The 17,198-nt window shown below is 73.2% G+C and carries 13 protein-coding genes; 11 read left to right on the top strand and 2 right to left on the bottom strand.

Going from position 1 to position 17,198, the window contains the following annotated elements; genetic code table 11:
- The 11 genes from ACZ7G3_RS16130 to ACZ7G3_RS16080 all read left to right on the top strand — a co-directional run.
- Positions 1 to 3,590 (top strand): HAMP domain-containing protein (locus ACZ7G3_RS16130; RefSeq protein WP_470926112.1); only part of this gene is annotated, 3,590 nt, incomplete at its 5' end.
- Positions 3,591 to 3,687: 97 nt separating this feature from the next.
- Entirely contained in the window at positions 3,688 to 6,186 is a 2,499-nt protein-coding gene (locus tag ACZ7G3_RS16125; RefSeq protein ID WP_470926110.1) for a SpoIIE family protein phosphatase, read from the top strand.
- Positions 6,187 to 6,292: 106 nt separating this feature from the next.
- Positions 6,293 to 6,685 (top strand): STAS domain-containing protein, encoded by a 393-nt coding sequence (locus tag ACZ7G3_RS16120; RefSeq protein WP_426601612.1) that lies wholly within the window; start codon positions 6,293 to 6,295, stop codon positions 6,683 to 6,685.
- Between the two features lie 157 nt (positions 6,686 to 6,842).
- On the top strand, positions 6,843 to 7,739 hold the full coding sequence (locus tag ACZ7G3_RS16115; protein WP_470926108.1) for an STAS domain-containing protein: 897 nt from the start codon (positions 6,843 to 6,845) through the stop codon (positions 7,737 to 7,739).
- Positions 7,736 to 8,167, top strand: a complete 432-nt coding sequence (locus ACZ7G3_RS16110; RefSeq protein ID WP_470926107.1) for an STAS domain-containing protein — start codon at positions 7,736 to 7,738, stop codon at positions 8,165 to 8,167. The genes ACZ7G3_RS16115 and ACZ7G3_RS16110 overlap by 4 nt, the downstream gene beginning before the upstream one ends.
- Positions 8,167 to 8,607, top strand: a complete 441-nt coding sequence (locus ACZ7G3_RS16105; protein WP_470926135.1) for an anti-sigma regulatory factor — start codon at positions 8,167 to 8,169, stop codon at positions 8,605 to 8,607. Before ACZ7G3_RS16110 ends, ACZ7G3_RS16105 begins: the two co-directional genes overlap by 1 nt.
- Positions 8,607 to 9,671 carry an anti-sigma regulatory factor gene (locus tag ACZ7G3_RS16100; RefSeq protein ID WP_426601616.1) on the top strand — a complete coding sequence of 355 codons (1,065 nt, stop codon included), beginning with the start codon at positions 8,607 to 8,609 and terminating at the stop codon, positions 9,669 to 9,671. The genes ACZ7G3_RS16105 and ACZ7G3_RS16100 overlap by 1 nt, the downstream gene beginning before the upstream one ends.
- The gene (locus ACZ7G3_RS16095) at positions 9,668 to 9,868 is read left to right on the top strand and encodes a hypothetical protein (protein ID WP_470926105.1); all 201 of its coding nucleotides are present in this window, start codon (positions 9,668 to 9,670) and stop codon (positions 9,866 to 9,868) included. The genes ACZ7G3_RS16100 and ACZ7G3_RS16095 overlap by 4 nt, the downstream gene beginning before the upstream one ends.
- Positions 9,865 to 11,598: a PP2C family protein-serine/threonine phosphatase gene (locus tag ACZ7G3_RS16090; protein WP_470926103.1), complete on the top strand. Its 1,734-nt coding sequence runs from the start codon at positions 9,865 to 9,867 to the stop codon at positions 11,596 to 11,598. Before ACZ7G3_RS16095 ends, ACZ7G3_RS16090 begins: the two co-directional genes overlap by 4 nt.
- 223 nt (positions 11,599 to 11,821) lie before the next feature.
- Positions 11,822 to 13,198 (top strand): NAD(P)/FAD-dependent oxidoreductase, encoded by a 1,377-nt coding sequence (locus ACZ7G3_RS16085; protein WP_426601619.1) that lies wholly within the window; start codon positions 11,822 to 11,824, stop codon positions 13,196 to 13,198.
- Between the two features lie 111 nt (positions 13,199 to 13,309).
- Positions 13,310 to 15,556, top strand: a complete 2,247-nt coding sequence (locus ACZ7G3_RS16080; RefSeq protein ID WP_470926101.1) for an FUSC family protein — start codon at positions 13,310 to 13,312, stop codon at positions 15,554 to 15,556.
- A gap of 66 nt (positions 15,557 to 15,622) precedes the next feature.
- Here ACZ7G3_RS16080 and ACZ7G3_RS16075 read toward each other — a convergent pair whose 3' ends face one another.
- A complete protein-coding gene (locus tag ACZ7G3_RS16075) occupies positions 15,623 to 16,057 on the bottom strand; it encodes a hypothetical protein (RefSeq protein ID WP_426557757.1) in 435 nt (144 codons plus the stop codon).
- A gap of 28 nt (positions 16,058 to 16,085) precedes the next feature.
- Positions 16,086 to 16,931: a DUF1206 domain-containing protein gene (locus tag ACZ7G3_RS16070; protein ID WP_470926100.1), complete on the bottom strand. Its 846-nt coding sequence runs from the start codon at positions 16,929 to 16,931 to the stop codon at positions 16,086 to 16,088.
- Between the last annotated feature and the right edge of the window lie 267 nt (positions 16,932 to 17,198).

Raw genomic sequence — 17,198 nt, 5'->3', positions numbered from 1 at the left:
AGATCCTCGAACTCAAGAACACCATCAACACGATGGTCGACCAGCTCTCCGCCTTCGCCGACGAGGTCACCCGCGTCGCCCGCGAGGTCGGCACCGACGGGCGGCTCGGCGGCCAGGCCGACGTCCAGGGCGTCCGGGGCACCTGGCGCGACCTCACCGACTCGGTGAACTTCATGGCGGGCAACCTGACCAGCCAGGTCCGCAACGTCGCCCAGGTGGCGACCGCCGTGGCCAAGGGCGACCTCTCCCAGAAGATCACCGTGGACGCCCGCGGCGAGATCCTCGAACTCAAGAACACCATCAACACGATGGTCGACCAGCTCTCCGCCTTCGCCGACGAGGTCACCCGCGTCGCCCGCGAGGTCGGCACCGAGGGCAACCTGGGCGGGCGCGCCCAGGTGCGCGGTGTGTCGGGCACCTGGAAGGACCTGACCGACAACGTCAACTCCATGGCCAACAACCTCACCGGCCAGGTCCGCTCCATCACGCAGGTCGCCACCGCCGTGGCGCGCGGCGACCTGTCGCAGCGGATCACGGTCGAGGCCAAGGGCGAGGTCGCGGCGCTGGCCGACGTCATCAACACGATGGTCGACACGCTCTCCGCGTTCGCCGACGAGGTCACCCGCGTGGCCCGCGAGGTCGGCACCGAAGGCCGGCTCGGCGGCCAGGCGCACGTGCCGAACGTCGCCGGGACCTGGAAGGACCTCACCGACAACGTCAACTCCATGGCCAACAACCTCACCGGCCAGGTGCGCAACATCGCGCTGGTGACGACCGCGGTGGCCCGGGGCGACCTGTCGAAGAAGATCGACGTCGACGCGCGCGGCGAGATCCTGGAGCTCAAGACGACGATCAACACGATGGTCGACCAGCTCTCCGCCTTCGCCGACGAGGTCACCCGCGTGGCCCGCGAGGTCGGCACCGAAGGCCGGCTCGGCGGCCAGGCCGAGGTGGAGGGCGTCTCCGGCACCTGGAAGCGCCTCACGGAGAACGTCAACGAGCTGGCCGGCAACCTCACCCGCCAGGTCCGCGCGATCGCCGGGGTGACCTCCGCCGTGGCCGAGGGCGATCTGACCCGTTCCATCAACGTGGAGGCGTCCGGCGAGGTCGCCGAGCTCAAGGACAACATCAACTCCATGGTGGAGTCCCTGCGCGAGACCACGCGGGCCAACCAGGAGCAGGACTGGCTCAAGAGCAACCTCGCCCGGATCTCCGGCCTGATGCAGGGGCACCGGGACCTGCCCGTGGTCGCCGAGTTGATCATGGACGAGCTGGTGCCGCTGGTGTCGGCCCAGTACGGCGCGTTCTACCTCGCCGAGGACGGCGACGAGGGGCCCGAGCTGCGACTGGTCGGCTCCTACGGCTACCCCGGCGACGCGGGCAGGCCCACCCGCATCGCCTTCGGCCGCACCCTGGTCGGCCAGGCCGCGCGCAGCCGGCGCACCATCGTGGTGGACGAGCTGCCACCGGGCTACGTGACCATCTCCTCCGGGCTCGGCGAGGTGGTGCCGGCCGCTCTGGTGCTGGTGCCCATCGTGGTCGAGGGGCAGGTCCTCGGCGTGATCGAGCTGGCGTCGGTGACCGCGTTCACGCAGGTCCACCGGGACTTCCTGGACATGCTGATGGAGACCATCGGCGTCAACGTCAACACGATCGTGGCCAACGCCCGTACCGACGAGCTCCTCGCCGAGTCGCAGCGCCTGACCGCGGAGCTCCAGGCACGCTCGGCGGAGCTCCAGGTGCAGCAGGAGGAACTGCAGCGCTCCAACGCCGAGCTGGGGGACAAGGCGTCCCTGCTGGCGACCCAGAACCGGGACATCGAGGCGAAGAACCTGCAGATCGAGCAGGCGCGGCAGGAGCTGGAGGCCCGCGCCCAGCAGCTGTCGCTGGCCTCGAAGTACAAGTCGGAGTTCCTGGCCAACATGAGCCACGAACTGCGCACCCCGCTCAACAGCCTGCTCATCCTCGCCCAGCTGCTCGCCCAGAACCCGTCGCGCAACCTCACCCCGAAGCAGGTCGAGTACGCGGGCATCATCCACTCCGCGGGCTCGGACCTGCTCCAGCTGATCAACGACATCCTGGACCTGTCGAAGGTCGAGGCCGGGAAGATGGACGTCTCCCCCGAGCGCGTGACCCTGCGGCAGCTCATCGAGTACGTCGAGGCGACGTTCCGGCCCATGACGACGCAGAAGGGCCTGGAGTTCGCGGTGACGACGGCGCCCGGGGCGCCGGCGGACCTGCTGACCGACGACTCCCGGCTGCGTCAGGTGCTGCGCAACCTGCTGTCCAACGCGGTGAAGTTCACCGAGCGGGGCCGGGTGGAACTGGCCGTCGAACCGGCACCGGACGAGGAGGTGCCCAGAGGGGTGATCCGGGGCGGTGCCGTGGTGGCCTTCCGGGTGAAGGACACGGGCATCGGCATCCCCGAGCAGAACCTGGAGTCGGTCTTCGGCGCCTTCCAGCAGGCGGACGGCACGACGAGCCGCAAGTACGGCGGCACCGGGCTCGGCCTGTCCATCACCCGGGAGATCGCCCAGCTGCTCGGCGGCGCCGTCACCGTGGACAGCACGCCCGACCGGGGCAGCACGTTCACGCTGTTCCTGCCGGTGGCCCGGCCCGACTTCGAGGAGCTGCTCGAGCGGGGCGCGGAGCACGCCCCGGCCCAGTCGGCCGCCGACGTCCTCGCCCGCCCGGCGCCGGCACCCGAGTTCACGGGCGGCCACCGGCAGCGCCCGCGTCGGCTGCTCGTCGTGGAGGAGCGTCCGCGCGGTCTGCTGACCCTCGTCGCGGAGAGCGTGATCGCCGACCTGACGCACGGGCGGGACGACGCGGGCGATCGGCCGCCGCTCGACGTCATCACGGCCGTGGGGGCACAGGAGGCCGCCGGTGCGCTGGCGGCCGAGCCGTGCCACTGCGTCGTGCTGGAGCTGGGCATGCCGGACGCCGAGGCGTCCCGCTTCCTTGAGGCCCTGCGGGGCGACTCGGCGCTGGCGAGCGTGCCGGTGCTCGTGCACAGCGGTCACCGGACGGACGCCGCGCTGGAGGAGAGCCTGCGCTCCGGCGCTCGGGGCGGGGCGCTGGAGTTCCTGTCCAGCCTCGACGAACTGCGGGAGCGCATCGCCCTGCACCTGGCCGCCGAGGAACCCGGGGACGTACTCTCCCTGGTCCGGACCGAGGAGCCGCAGCACCTGGCCCCGGACGCCGTGGACGACTCGCCGGCCGGGCGCACCGTCCTCGTCGTCGACGACGACGCGCGCAACCTCTTCGCGCTCAGCGGGATCCTGGAGCTCCACGGTTTCCGGGTCCTGCACGCGGAGAACGGGCGCCGGGGCATCGAGACGCTCGTGGACCACCCGGAGGTCGCACTCGTCCTGATGGACGTGATGATGCCGGAGATGGACGGCTACACGGCGACGGCCGAGATCCGGCGGATGCCGCGGTACGCCGAGCTGCCGATCATCGCGGTCACGGCGAAGGCGATGCCCGGCGACCGGGAGAAGAGCCTCGCCTCGGGCGCCAGCGACTACGTCACCAAGCCCGTCGACACCCAGGACCTCATCGCCTGCGTCCGACGGTGGCTGCCGGCATGAGCGCACCGGCTCCCGTCCCGTACACCGGTGGGCCGGGCGGTGCGCGGCGTGTCCCGCTGCGGTCCGCGGCGGTCTCCAGCCGAGGAGTGTCCCCGTCGTGAGCGAATCCGAGCAGCCGCCCGAGCCGGCCGGCGGCGCCCCGCGGGACGCGTCCGCCGCGCCGCCCCCGGCGTCCGGGCCACCGCGGTCCTGCGCGGTCGACGGGCCGGGCGCAGGTCTGCGCGGGATGACCCCGCTGTCGCCGGTGGGCAGACTGGCGGCCACGGTGGACCGGCTCAGCCGCGAGGTGCGGGCCGCCCAGGCCGAGGCCGAGGGCCGGGCGCTGATCGAGCTCGCCAAGGGCATCCTGGTCGCACGGCTCGGGTGCGGTCCGGCGCAGGCCGCCCGGCAGCTCGCCGAGCTGGCCGAGCAGTCCCAGGTCACGCCCCTGGAGTTCGCGGTCGACGTCATCAACCAGGCCGCCCGGGACCGGATGTCGGAGGTGACGGACGCGTTCCTCGCGGCCACCGCCGCCGTGCGGAGCGCGGACGCCGAGGACAGCGCGGACAGCGGGGAGGCGGGGGCCGGCTCGGCCGCCGTGCGCCTGCGGGCGGCCGAGAGCGGTGCGCTGGCGGCCGGCGACACCCAGGCCGTCGCCGACGCCCTGCTGGAGCAGGCGCTGCGTCCGCTGGGCGCGGTCGCCGTGGCCATCTGGGCGGCCGGGTACGACGGATCGCTCACGCTGGCCGGCAGCGCGGGGTTCTCCGAGGCCGAGGCCACCCGCTGGCGCTACGTGCCGCCGGACGTGACGACGGTGGCCCGGTGCGGGCTGACCGAGCGCACGGGCCAGTGGTTCACCTCCCTGGCCGAAACCGGGCTGCCCAGCGTGGGCCGGCACCAGTACCCGGACGGCGGCAGGGTCGCCGTGCCCGCCGGCACCGGGGGCCGTATCCACGGCGTGCTGGAGATCGTCTGGCCGGCGCCGCTGGCCCCGCAGCCGCCGCAGGTGGTGCGCCAGGTGGAGGCCCTGGCGGAGCTGTGCGCGCACACCCTGGAGTCGTACACGCCACCGCACGGCGCCGGACAGGAGCCGCGGGTCATGCCGGACGCGGTGGAGCTGATGGACCTGGCCGACGGCCTGTACGACCCCGCCCTGGTCCTGGTGCCGCACCTGGACGCCGCCGGGCACCTGGCGGACTTCCGCATCCAGCACGTGAACAAGAGCTTCCTGGACCCCGCCGGACGGCCGCGGGCCGTCGTGGGCGGCGCGCTCCTGCTGGAGGCGTACCCGATGGCCGCCGGGGACAGCGAGCTGTTCCAGAACGTGGAGCGGGTGTACGCCACCGGCGAGCCCTTCCGGGCCCGGCACATCAACCTCACCGCGCTGGTGGACCAGGTGCCGCTCTCGGCGGTCGCGGACATCAGCATCAGCCGACACGGCAACGCCGTCCTGCTGATCTGGCGCATCGAGGACGAGACGGCCCGGCTGGCCAGCCTCCTCCAGCACGCCCAGCGCCTCGGCCGCATCGGCGGCTTCGAGGAGAACCTGCTGACCGGCGAGATCACCTGGAACGGACAGCTGTTCGACCTGTACGGGCGTCCGCGGACGAGTACGCCGGTGCCGCTCGAGGAGCTGACCGCCCACGCCCACCCGGACGACGCGGTCACCATCGGCCGGTTCCTGCGCACGCTGCTGCACCACCGGCGGCCGGCGTCGGCGGCGTTCCGGCTGCAGCGGCCCGACGGGGTGACCCGGCACGTCCGGGTGGTGGCCGAACCGGTCCTGGACGCCGACGACCGCCTGCTCGTCGTACGGGGGGCCTACCAGGACATCTCGGCGCAGCACTGGACCGAGGTGGCGCTCGCGGCGACGCGCGACCAGCTGGCGCACACCGAGCAGCAGGCCATCGAACGCAATCGGCTGACCCTGCAGTTGCAGCACGCCATCATGCCGCCCGCCCAGACCCCGCTCAGGGTTCCGGACCTCCAGGTGGCCGTCCGGTACCGGCCCGCGGAGACCGAACAGCTCGTGGGAGGCGACTGGTACGACGCCGTGATGCTGCCGAACCGGCGGGTGCTGCTGTGCGTGGGGGACGTGGCCGGGCACGGCATAGAGGCGGCGACCAGCATGGTGGTCCTGCGCAACGCGCTGCGCGGACTGGCGGTGACCGGTGCCGGGCCGGGCCAGCTGCTGTCGTGGCTCAACATCGTGGCGCACCACCTGACGGGCGGGGTCACGGCCACGGCGGTGTGCGGCCTGTACGACCCGGCCCGGCGCACGCTGCGCTGGGCCAGGGCGGGCCATCTGCCGCCGGTGCTGGTCCGGGGCTCCCGGGCCGAGCCGCTGCCGCTGCTCAAGGGCATGCTGCTGGGCGCGGTGGCCGAGGCGGCGTACGAGGAGGACGAAGTGCAGCTGGCCGGCGAGGACACGCTGCTGATGTACACCGACGGGCTGATCGAACGCCGCGACCGCTCGGTGGAGGAGGCGCTGGCCCAGCTGCTGAGGACCGTCCGTCCGACACCCCACACCCTCGACCAGCACCTGGACCGGCTGCTCACCTACAGCAGGTCGGACACGGACGACGACACGTGCCTCGTGGGTATCCGCGTCGGGTGACGGACGGTGCCCGGGCCGGACAGGTGTGGTGACCGGATTCGGGGGTAACCGCCGGGCGCGGTGGTACACGACACGCCACCGCCCGGCCGCATTGTTGGAGGTATCCGTGCCCATAGCCCAGAACCCGCTGTCCGTCGAGGTGACGCTGCCCCGGGAGGAGGTCGCGCTGCTCAGGGTGGAGGGGTACCTGGACGTCGACACCGCGACCGAGTTCCAGCACCATCTGGCCAACCAACTCCACCACGGCCGACGGCACTTCCTGCTGGACCTGTCGGAGGTCCCGTTCATGGACTCGTCGGGCATGAACATCATCCTGCGGGTCTATCAGGAGGCCCGGGAGCTGCCGGGCAGCGTGCACATCATCTCGCCCGCCCCCGCGGTCCGGCGCGTCCTGGACCTGACGGGGGTGAGCATCACCGTGCCGGTCTCCGAGAGCGTCGACGAGGCGCTCTCCCGCGTCGACGCACAGCCCGCGGGCCCGCAGGTCCCGGACGCCTGAGATCTCCTCCTCCCCGGCGCTCATCCGGAGCGTTCACGCGGGAGCAGGTGTCGTACGAGGTCGGCGGATGGTTACAGTGGTCGCCCGGCAGACTCACGTCGCCGTCACGTCGCCTCCTGGGTGGTGTGCGGCGCAATGCGGATGAGGAGTGGAACAGGTGCCGGAACAGGCGTTGGGAACAGCGGGATCGCCGACGGACGAGGTCAGGGACTTTCTGCGGCGCCGCCGTGAGCAGATCGCCCAGCGATGGGCGGACGAACCCTTGTTCCGGGCCGTGTTCACCGTCTCGCGCGACGAGGCGGTCGAGGCGGGCAAGGCCGTGGTGGACGCGCTGGCCCAAGTCGCGGACGCGGCACGGGTGGAGGACCCGGACGCCGCCGGATTCACGACGGTGCGCGAGCAGTTGGCACGGATGGGCGCGGCCCGCTCCCGGGCCGGACTGAGCACCGCCCAGGTGTCGAGCGAGCTGGCCGCCCTGCGCCCGCCGGTCGAGAACCTGCTCGTGGCCGACCTGCCGGACGCCTCCGCCGAGCACGCCCGGGACTGTGTCACCACGCTGAGTGTGCTGATGGGCACGCTGCGGGTCGTGGTCATGCAGACGGCGCTCAGCGAGGGACAGGCGCTCATCGACCGCCAGCGGCTGCAGTTGCTGGAGGTGGCCACTCCCGTCATCAAGCTGTGGGACGGCATCGTGGCCGTTCCGCTCATCGGAACGCTCGACAGCGCCCGCAGCCAGGTCGTCATGGAGACCCTGCTGGAGTCCATCGTCGAACAGCAGGCGCGGTACGCGATCCTGGACATCACCGGGGTCCCGACCGTCGACTCGCTGGTGGCCCAGCACCTGATGAAGACGGTCGCGGCGGCCCGGCTGATGGGGGCCGAGTGCATCGTCTCCGGCATCCGGCCCGCGATCGCGCAGACCATGGTCCACCTCGGCCTGGACCTGGGTACCGTGGTTACCCGGGCGAGCCTCGCCGACGCGCTGGGGTACGTGCTGCACCAGCTCGGGGTCGGCATCGTGAACCCCGTCACGAACGGTCCGGTCACGCGGTGAGCCAGGCATTCCCGGGGCCCCACCCGGGTCCCGTGACGGGTCATGTTCCGGTCCTCCGGCTCGGCGAGGTGCTGCTGGTCACCCTCCAGGGCGACCTGCACGACAGCACGGCGCAGCAGCTTCAGCAGGACCTCGCCGAGACCATCTCCCACAGCGGGGCCACCGGTGTGATCATCGACGTCTCCGGGGTGGAGATCGTCGACTCCTTCCTCGGCCGGGTACTGGCCGAGATCGCCGGGCAGACCGAGCTGCTGGCCGCGCGCACCGTGATCGTCGGCATGCGGCCGGCGGTCGCCATCACCCTGGTGGAGCTGGGCCTGACGCTGCCGAGGGTGCACACCGCGCTCAGTACCGGGGTGGCCCTCGAGCTGTTGACACGGCACGCCCCGTCCTCCCACTTCGGCGGCCTGCGCCAGGAGAGTCCGTGATGCACACTGCCGCGGGCGCCCAGGCCCGCCTGCCGATCCGTTCGGACATGGATCTGGTGTGGGTACGTCAGCACGTGCGGCAGGCGGCCGCTCAGCTCGGCTTCGGTCTGGTGGACCAGACGAAGCTGGTCACGGCGGCCAGCGAACTGGCCCGCAACACGCTCGTGTACGGCGGCGGCGGAACGATGGAGACGGAGCCTCTCAGCGAGGGGGGCGCGCAGGGACTGCGGCTGACCTTCAGCGACGAGGGACCGGGCATCGCGGACCTGGAGCAGGCGCTCAGTGACGGCTTCACCTCGGGGGGCGGACTGGGCATGGGGCTGGGCGGCGCGCGCCGCCTGGTGCACGAGTTCGCGATCGAGAGCGTCCCGGGGGCCGGCACCACCGTGCGGGTGACCTCCTGGGTGGGCCGGGCGCCCCGCCCGCGTGAGGAGTCCTGATGCCGCGCGTGTGGGATGTCCCGGTGCACGACTCGACCCGGGTGCGCGACGCCCGGGTGGCCGCGGAGCACGCGGCGGCCCTGGCCGGGCTGGACGATCAGCACACCGCCACCGCGGCGCTGGTGGCGACCGAGCTGGCCACCAACCTGCTCAAGCACGCCGGGGGCGGCGAGGTCCTCATCGACGTCGTCGCTCCCGCCGTTCTCACGGCCGACCGGGCCGAGACCCGGCAGGTGCAGGTCGTCACGGTCGACCACGGTCCCGGGATCGCCGACGTGTCCGCCGCCCTGCGCGACGGTTTCAGCACGACGCGCTCCCTCGGCGCCGGTCTCGGCACCTGCGCGCGCCTCGCCGACGACTTCGACCTGCACAGCGTCCCGGGCCGGGGCACTGTGGTGGTCGCCCGGGTCGGCGCCGTACCCGGCGGCCGTGCCGCGGAACCGGGACCGGCGGCCGGGGTACGGGCCGGCGCGGTGAACGTCCCCTTCGGCGGGGCCGACTACTCGGGTGACGCCTGGGCCTGGGTCAGGGCCGGGGACCGGGTCACGCTGATGCTGGCCGACGGGCTGGGCCACGGGCCGGAGGCGGCCCGCGCGTCGACCGCCGCCGTGGAGGCCCTGCGCGGTTCGGCCCACCTCACTCCCGCGGAGGCGCTGCGGCGGCTCGACACGGCGTTGACCGGGACCCGCGGCGCGGCCGTCGCGGTGGCGCAGGTCGACACGCGTGCCGCGGTGCTGAGGTTCGCGGGCGTCGGCAACATCGGGGCACGGCTGTGCGAGGGCGGCACCTGGCGACACCTGCTGTCCCGGCCCGGCATCGTCGGCACCCACCGGCCCACGACCCTGCGCGAGGAGGAGACGGCCTGGACGGACGACCGGGTGCTGGTCCTGCACAGCGACGGTCTGCCGAGCCGCTGGACCCCGGCCCCCGACACCTGCCGCACGGCGGCCGACCCGGCGGTGACGGCCGCCGTGACGGTCCGCGACGCCAGCAGTTCGGCCCGCCCGGTACGGGACGACACCGCCGTGGCCGTACTGGCCCCGTCCCCGCCGGACGGCCCATGACCCGCACCCGGGAGATCACCGGCATCACCGACGCGGCACGGGCACGCATCACCACCGCATGCCCGGCCGCCACCCGCGGCGTGCCACCCCTCGAAGACGCCCTGCCGGCGGCCCCGCACACCAGTCGCCCCACCCGCCCCACCCGGGACGGCACCACCTCCGCCGGCCCGGTCCCGACCTCGCTGGACCGCCCATGACCCGCACCTGGGAGATCACCGACATCACCGACGCGGCACGGGCACGCATCACCACCGCACGCCTGGCCACGGCCTACGGTGTGCCGCCTCTGGAGCGGGCGCGGCTGGTGGCCTCGCTCGGCGCGCAGCTGCGGCTGTGCCTGGCCAAGGGCGGTACCTGGCGGCTCACCCTGGAGGCGGGGACGGTCTCCCGCGCCACGCCGGAGGCGGGGGACGGGGTGCTGCACGCCGTGCTGACGCCGTCGCGGGACGCCGCCGCCGCCGGCCAGCCGCCGTGGCGGATCACGGTGCCCTGCCCCGAGGCGGTGCCGGACACGGAGGCCGATGTCTCGGCGGACGACCCGGCCGCCTCTGCGGAGGCCCTGCTGGGGGCCGACGAGGACACGGCGCTGGTACTGGACAGGCTCGCCGAGCAGGAGGCCCTGGTCGACTTCCACCGGGAGGAGCTGCACCAGACGAACCAGGGGGTCGTGGCGCTGCACGCCGAGCTGGACGCCGCCGGGCGGGCCCAGCGGGAGGCGTTCGCCGCCGAGCGCAAGGCGCGTACGGAGGCGGAGAACGCCCGTCGCAGACTGACGTTCCTCGCGGACGCGAGCGCGGTGCTGACGGCGTCGCTCGACCACCACGAGATCGTGCGCCGCCTGCCCGAGCTGCTGGTGCCCGAGTACGCCGCGAGCGTCGACGTCTGGCTCTTCGACCAGGACGGCGACCGGCCGGGCCCCGCGCACGCGGCCGCCGCCGTGGTCGCCGCCCGCACCGGCCGGCCCCAGTACGCCGCTCCGCACCCCGGCTGCCTGCCCGGTGTCGACGACCAGCCGCCGTCGGCGCTGTCCCCGGACCGGGCCCTGCTGTGCATTCCACTGCCGACGCGGCAGGCGCCCCTGGGCGTGGTGACCCTGTCCCCGCCCGGGGAGCGCTGGGATCCCGACGACGCCGTGATGCTGATCGAGCTGACCCGGCGGGCCAGCACCGCGATCGATCACGCCCAGCGCTACCAGCACAACCGCGACATCGCCGAGACCCTCCAGCGGGCCCTGCTGACGGAACTGCCCGCGCCGCCGGGACTCGCCCTGGCCGCGCGTTACCTGCCCGCCACCCACGGGCTGAACATCGGCGGCGACTGGTACGACGCCTTCCGCCAGCCCGACGGCGGTGTCATCGCCGTGGTCGGCGACGTGACCGGGCACGGACTGCGCGCGGCCGTGATGATGAGCCAGCTGCGCACCGCGCTGCGCGCCTACGCCGTCGACGGCGGCAGCCCCGGCCGGCTCCTGACCCGGCTGCACACCTTCCTGCACCACCTCCAGCCCGACCTCTTCGCCACCGCCGTCATCGCCCGCTTCCACCCCGACGACCCCACGCTGACGTGGGCCGCCGCCGGCCATCCGCCGCCGGTGCTGCGTACCCCGGACGGGCGGGTCCGGACCCTGGACGCCAAACCGGGTGCGATGCTCGGCATCCCGCTGAAGCAGGAGATCGCCGACCACACGGTGCCGCTGGCGCCGGGTTCGACGCTCGCCCTGTACACGGACGGCCTGGTGGAGCGCCGCGCCCGGGGCATAGACCCGGGCATCGCGCGGCTGACGGAGGCGCTCGGGTCGTTCGGCCCGGCGGAGCTGGAGGCGGACCTGGAAGGCTCGGCGGACGGGATCCTGCGCCCCCTGCTCAGCGACTCCGAGCGGGACGACGACGTGTGCCTGCTGCTCTGCCACCTCCGCGGCTCCGGCTGACCCGGCGGCACCGCTCCCCCACGGGAAAGTTCCGGGCCGTTCACTCCCACCCGGTGCGCTCCGGGCCCCGGCGGGGCATGGTGGTGATCAGGACGTGTCGCCCGCCCGCCCGGCCCGGCTGGCCGAACCGGCGCGGACGCGGTGGGATCGACGAGGTGCGAAGCAGCGATCCAGGGGCAGGCGAATGGCGTTCGCGGCAGACCGCCTGGAGCCGCAGAAAGGGATGAACACCGTGACACGACCCAGGATCCTGGTGGTCGGCGCAGGTTTCGCCGGCGTGGAGTGCGTCCGTCGTCTGGAGCGGAGGCTCTCCCCGAACGAGGCGGACGTCACCCTGGTGACGCCGTTCTCCTATCAGCTCTACCTGCCGCTGCTGCCCCAGGTCGCCTCCGGGGTGCTCACGCCCCAGTCGATCGCGCTCTCCCTGCGCCGCAGCAGCAAGTACCGGACCCGGATCATCCCGGGCGGCGCCATCGGCGTGGACCTCCAGGCGAAGGTCTGCGTGGTGCGCACCATCACCGACCAGATCGTCAACGAGCCGTACGACTACATCGTGCTGGCCCCCGGCAGCGTCACCCGCACCTTCGACATCCCGGGGCTCACCGACAACGCGTTCGGCATGAAGACGCTGGCGGAGGCCGCGTACATCCGTGACCACGTCATCTCGCAGCTGGACCTCGCCGACGCCAGTCAGGACCCGGCGGAGCGCGCCTCCCGGCTGCAGTTCGTGGTGGTCGGCGGCGGTTACGCGGGCACCGAGACCGCGGCCTGTCTGCAGCGGCTGACGCACGCGGCCGTCAAGCGCTACAACCGGCTCGACCCGAGTCTGATCAAGTGGCATCTGATCGACATCGCCCCGAAGCTGATGCCCGAGCTGGGCGAGAAGCTCGGACGCGACGCGCAGGAAGTCCTGACGCGTCGGGGCATCGAGATCTCCCTGGGCGTGTCCATCGACAAGGCCGGACCCGAGGAGGTCACCTTCACGGACGGCCGGGTGGTGCCCACCCGCACGCTGATCTGGACCGCCGGGGTGGTGGCGAGCCCGCTCATGGCCACGCTCGGCGCGGAGACGGTCAAGGGGCGGCTCGCGGTCACCGCCGAGATGTGCCTGCCGAACCACGACGGGGTGTTCGCACTCGGCGACTGTGCCGCCGTGCCGGACCTCGCCAAGGGCCAGGAGGGCGCCGTCTGCCCGCCCACCGCCCAGCACGCCATGCGGCAGGGCCGGCACGTCGCCGAGAACCTCATCGCCACCCTGCGCAACCAGCCGATGCGGCCGTACGTCCACAAGGACCTGGGTCTCGTCGTCGACCTCGGCGGCAAGGACGCGGTCTCCAAGCCGCTGGGCGTCGAGCTGAAGGGCCTGCCCGCCCAGGCCGTGGCCCGCGGCTACCACTGGTCGGCGCTGCGCACGGGTGTGGCCAAGGCCCGGGTGGCGGCCAACTGGACGCTCAACGCGGTCGCCGGCGACGATTTCGTACGCACCGGTTTCCAGGCCCGCAAACCCGCAAAGCTGAAGGACTTCGAGTACACCGACGCCTATCTGACGCCGGAGCAGGTGCGGGAGCGGGTCAAGGAGGCGGGCCGGGCGGAGCTGTGACCCCGCGGCCCCGGCCGGTTCGCGGCATGACATGCTGAGAAGTGGATCTCGGCGCGAACCGGCCGGGGACCGGTCGTGAAGCAGGCGTGAATCGGGAGAGTGTACGGCGGCGTGAAGGCAGCGGGGCGCTCGGCGCGGACACGGCTGCGGGACCGCGTCGCCGCGTCCGACCCCGGGCTGCTGCGGTTGACGGCGGGGCTGCGGACGGTGGGCGCCATCGCGCTGGCGCTGGCGGTGCTCGCCGTGTTCGGTGCGGACGTCACCCATCTGGTGGCGGGCGCCATGACCGCGATGGTCGCCACGTTCGCCATCCGGGAGAAGGAGCTGGGCGCGCAGGCCGTCACCCTGGCGCTGGGGCTGCCCGTCGCCCTGGCCTCGGTGTCGGTCAGCTCGCTGCTCACCTCGCGGGTCGTCATCGGTGACGCCTTCTTCGTCGTCCTGATCTTCTGTGCCGTCTTCGTCCGCCGGTTCGGCGACCGGGGCACCGCGCTCGGGCTGATCGGCTTCCAGGTCTACTTCGTCTCCCTGTTCGTCGGCGCGCAGGTGTCGGTGCTGCCGGAGCTGCTGGGAGCCATCGCGGTGGCGTTCGTGTGCAGCGCGGTGGTCCGCTTCGCGGTGGTACCGGAGACACCGGCGGGCGTGCTCCAGCGGCTGCGGCAGGCCTTCCGCGCCCGGCTGGCCCAGCTGATCGCCACGCAGACCGAACTGCTGGACGCCGGCCCGGACGCGATCGAGAAGACGCTCGAGCACCTGCGCGACGGCACCGCACGCCTGCACGAGACGGCATTGATGATCCAGTCCCGGCTGGAGGAGGGCACTCCGGACGAGTCCACGGCCCGTCTGGTGCAGCGGCGCATCGCGGACGCCGAGATCGCCGCCGAGCGGCTGGGCCTGCTGCTGCTGACCGCGCGCAGCGCCGAGCGGGCGGACACGCTGACCCTGCACCTGCCCGGCGCGCCCGCCCCCTCGGTGGGCAGTTCACCGGCGCCCGGCGAGGCGACGGAGCTCCTGCGCCGCGATCTCGGGGCGCTGCGCACGCTGGTGCTGCGGCCGCCCTCCGAGGCGCGCGGGACCGCGCTCTCCCATCTGCGCAACCGGCTCCTCGGCTACCGCGACGAGGAGAACCTGCCCGAGGCGACACCGGCGGTGCAGGACGTGTTCCGCGGCCTGGGTGAGACGGCGCGCGCGGTGATGGGCCTCAGGATCGCCCTGGACGGGCCGCAGGACGAGTCGGACGACACGCCCGCGACGACCCGTTCCCGGGAGGAACTGGACGCCGAGGACGCCGCCATCGACGCCGGTGAGGAGACCTCTGAGAAGGAGGAGCCGACCGGGCTTCGCCGGCCCACGACGCGCGCCGCGGTGCAGGTGGCGGTCGGGTCGTCGCTGGCCATCCTGGGCGGGGAGTTCCTCTCCGCCGAGCGCTGGTACTGGGCGGTGCTCGCGTGCTGGATCGTCTTCCTGAACACGGCCTCCACCGGCGAGATCCTCGTGAAGGGCTACCGCCGCGTGCTCGGCACGATGCTCGGCGTGGTGGCCGGCATCGTGCTGGCGGGCGTGGTGGGCGGCCACACCTGGATCGCGTTCGGACTGGTGCTGCTGTTCATCTTCGCGATGTTCTACACGGCACCGCTGTCGTACACGCTGATGTCGTTCTTCGTCACCGCGATGCTGGGGCTGCTGTACACCCTGCTGCACACCTACAGCCTGTCGGTGCTGCTGCTGCGCCTGGAGGAGACGGCACTCGGCGCGGCCTGCGGGATCGTCGCGGCGGCGCTGGTGCTGCCGATACGGACCGACCGCCGTACGAACGAACTGCTCGGCACGGTGCTGGAACGGCTCACCGACGTCACCGAGGGCGCCGTCGACCAGCTCAGTGGCGGGGCGGCGGCCGATCTGCTGGACACGGCGCGGGAACTGGACCAGGCGCTGGGGGATCTGCGGGCCGCCACCCAGCCGCTGACCCATCCGATCACGCCGCTGCGGGCCCGGCGCGACACCGCCCAGTACGTGGTGGCGCTGCTGGAGACCTGCGCCTACCACGCGCGGTCCCTCGCCGCGACGGCCGAGCTGCTGCCCACCCACCCCTCGATCGCGGCCGACCCGCGGCTGCGCGGGGCGGTGCGGCGTACGGTGCGCAACATCGAGGCGATCGCCGCGCACGTCGCCGACGAGGACGCTCGGACCGAGGTGGAGACCGGGCCGAGCATCGCCTCGCTGCTGGAACCGGACGCCGCCGGGGTGCCGCGCTACGGCCGCATCACCGGCCGGGTACTGCGGCACCTGGAGCGCCTGGACGAGGCGGTGGTGGGCCTCGCCCGGCCGCTGGCAGTGCCGGTCAGGACGCCGGCGCGGTGACGGTCGGCGGCGGTTGAAGGGCGGCGGCGTGACGGTCGGCGGCGTGGCGGTCCGGGCCGGTGACGGTCAGAAGTCGCTGGGCAGACCGCTCGCCTCGGCGATGCCGCGCAGTTCCTCGTTCTGCCGGTGGCGTTCCTTGAGGTAGTCGGCTATCTCGCCGAGGCGTTCGGGATCGGAGGCGGTGACCGCGTCGGTGACGACCCGGACCGGGCCGGTCTCGTCGGTCCTGATCTCGACGACCTCGTTGTCCAGCCGGCCCGTGACCGCGGTGGCTATGACCAGGGCGGCCTCGTCCCTGATCTCCTGGGGCAGCGCCTCGGCGTTGTCCCCGTCCAGGGAGAAGTCGATGGTGGGCATCTGGTGCTCGTCGATCGCCTGGAGGACGGGTTCCACCACGCTGAGCAGCAGCTGGTAGTCGTCGGTCTCCATGCGGATGCGCAGGAGGTCGAGGTAGACGTCCACGGGACGTCCGTCCGGCGGAGGAATCTCGTGTTCGTTCATTCGACCCGGGTTCCCCGTGCGGCGCGGCTCAGACGCGGCGCCAGCGTGCGAGGGCGAAGGAGAAGACACCGAAGAGCACCAGACCCGCGGCGACGCAGACCAGGAGCCAGGGGCCGAGCGGGGTGTCGGCGAAGGAGCGGAGGGTGTCGTCGAGCCCCTTCGCCCTGTCGGGTTCGTAGTCGACGGCGGCCCGCACGGCGAAGGCGCCCGCCGCGGCGAAGACGACGCCGCGGGCCGTCCCGCCGCCGACGCCGGTGACGTCGACCAGCCGCCGGGCCCGGGGGCTCAGGGCACCGAGCTTCAGCTTCTTGTGATAGCCGCGGCGCAGTGCCTGCACGCCGATCACCACTCCGGCGACGACGATCGCGATGCCGGCCACGCCCACCAGCCACCGCCCGCCGGGCATCTCCATCACTCTGGCCGTGACGTCCCGGGACTGCCGGTCGCTGGAACCGCTGCCCCCGGTACCGGTCGCGAAGGCCAGTACGGAGTAGGCGACGAACGCGTAGAACACACAGCGGGCGGCGGCCGGCAGGCGCTTCCTGGCCGTGCGGCCGTCCTTCCCCGTGACGCCGAACAGCGCCTCGGAGAGCCGCCACAGCGCCATGCCGACGAGCCCGAGACCCAGCGCCCACAGCAGGACGGCGCCGAACGGCCTGTCCGACAGCTCGGCCAGGGCGCCGCCCCGGTCCGCCTGCCGCTCTCCGGTGCCGAAGGCGATCTGCAGGGCCAGGATGCCGACCAGCAGGTAGATCACACCGCGAGCGGTGAGCCCGGCCCGTGCCGCTGTCTCGGCGGTCGACCCGTTCGCCGCCCGCCGGGCCCGGTTGCGGCCGGTGCGTGCCATGCCCTGTGCGTTGCCATGTGCGTTCATGTGGACCTCCCCTCCCGGACTCCGGATGCCCCGGCATCGTCGGCACACACCAGGCGGCGAAAGACCCGCCCCGGGGGACGGGCAGCGGGTTCCGGGGTCCCCCGGCGTCCGCGGTGGGGGCCCGTCCGCGCCCGGCGCGCGGGCGCCCGGGGCCCCCAGGCGCACCACGGCCACCAACCGGCGACCCCCCCCGCCCATGTCCCCCTGCTTTCCCCCCGGCCCCAAACCTAGCACCCCCCCGCCCTCCCCCCCCCCACCTCCCCCACC

This window comes from Streptomyces sp. NPDC037271 (genome assembly GCF_055603605.1).
Note: the sequence above shows the minus strand (reverse complement) of the source record. Positions and strands in the feature narration are given on the sequence as shown.

Coding starts and splice junctions, on each gene's coding strand:
- ACZ7G3_RS16095 (WP_470926105.1), top strand. CDS start 9,668: ATGACCCGCACCCGGGAGATCACCGGCATCACCGACGCGGCACGGGCA.
- ACZ7G3_RS16105 (WP_470926135.1), top strand. CDS start 8,167: ATGCACACTGCCGCGGGCGCCCAGGCCCGCCTGCCGATCCGTTCGGAC.
- ACZ7G3_RS16085 (WP_426601619.1), top strand. CDS start 11,822: ATGAACACCGTGACACGACCCAGGATCCTGGTGGTCGGCGCAGGTTTC.
- ACZ7G3_RS16075 (WP_426557757.1), bottom strand. CDS start 16,057: ATGAACGAACACGAGATTCCTCCGCCGGACGGACGTCCCGTGGACGTC.
- ACZ7G3_RS16100 (WP_426601616.1), top strand. CDS start 8,607: ATGCCGCGCGTGTGGGATGTCCCGGTGCACGACTCGACCCGGGTGCGC.
- ACZ7G3_RS16090 (WP_470926103.1), top strand. CDS start 9,865: ATGACCCGCACCTGGGAGATCACCGACATCACCGACGCGGCACGGGCA.
- ACZ7G3_RS16070 (WP_470926100.1), bottom strand. CDS start 16,931: ATGAACGCACATGGCAACGCACAGGGCATGGCACGCACCGGCCGCAAC.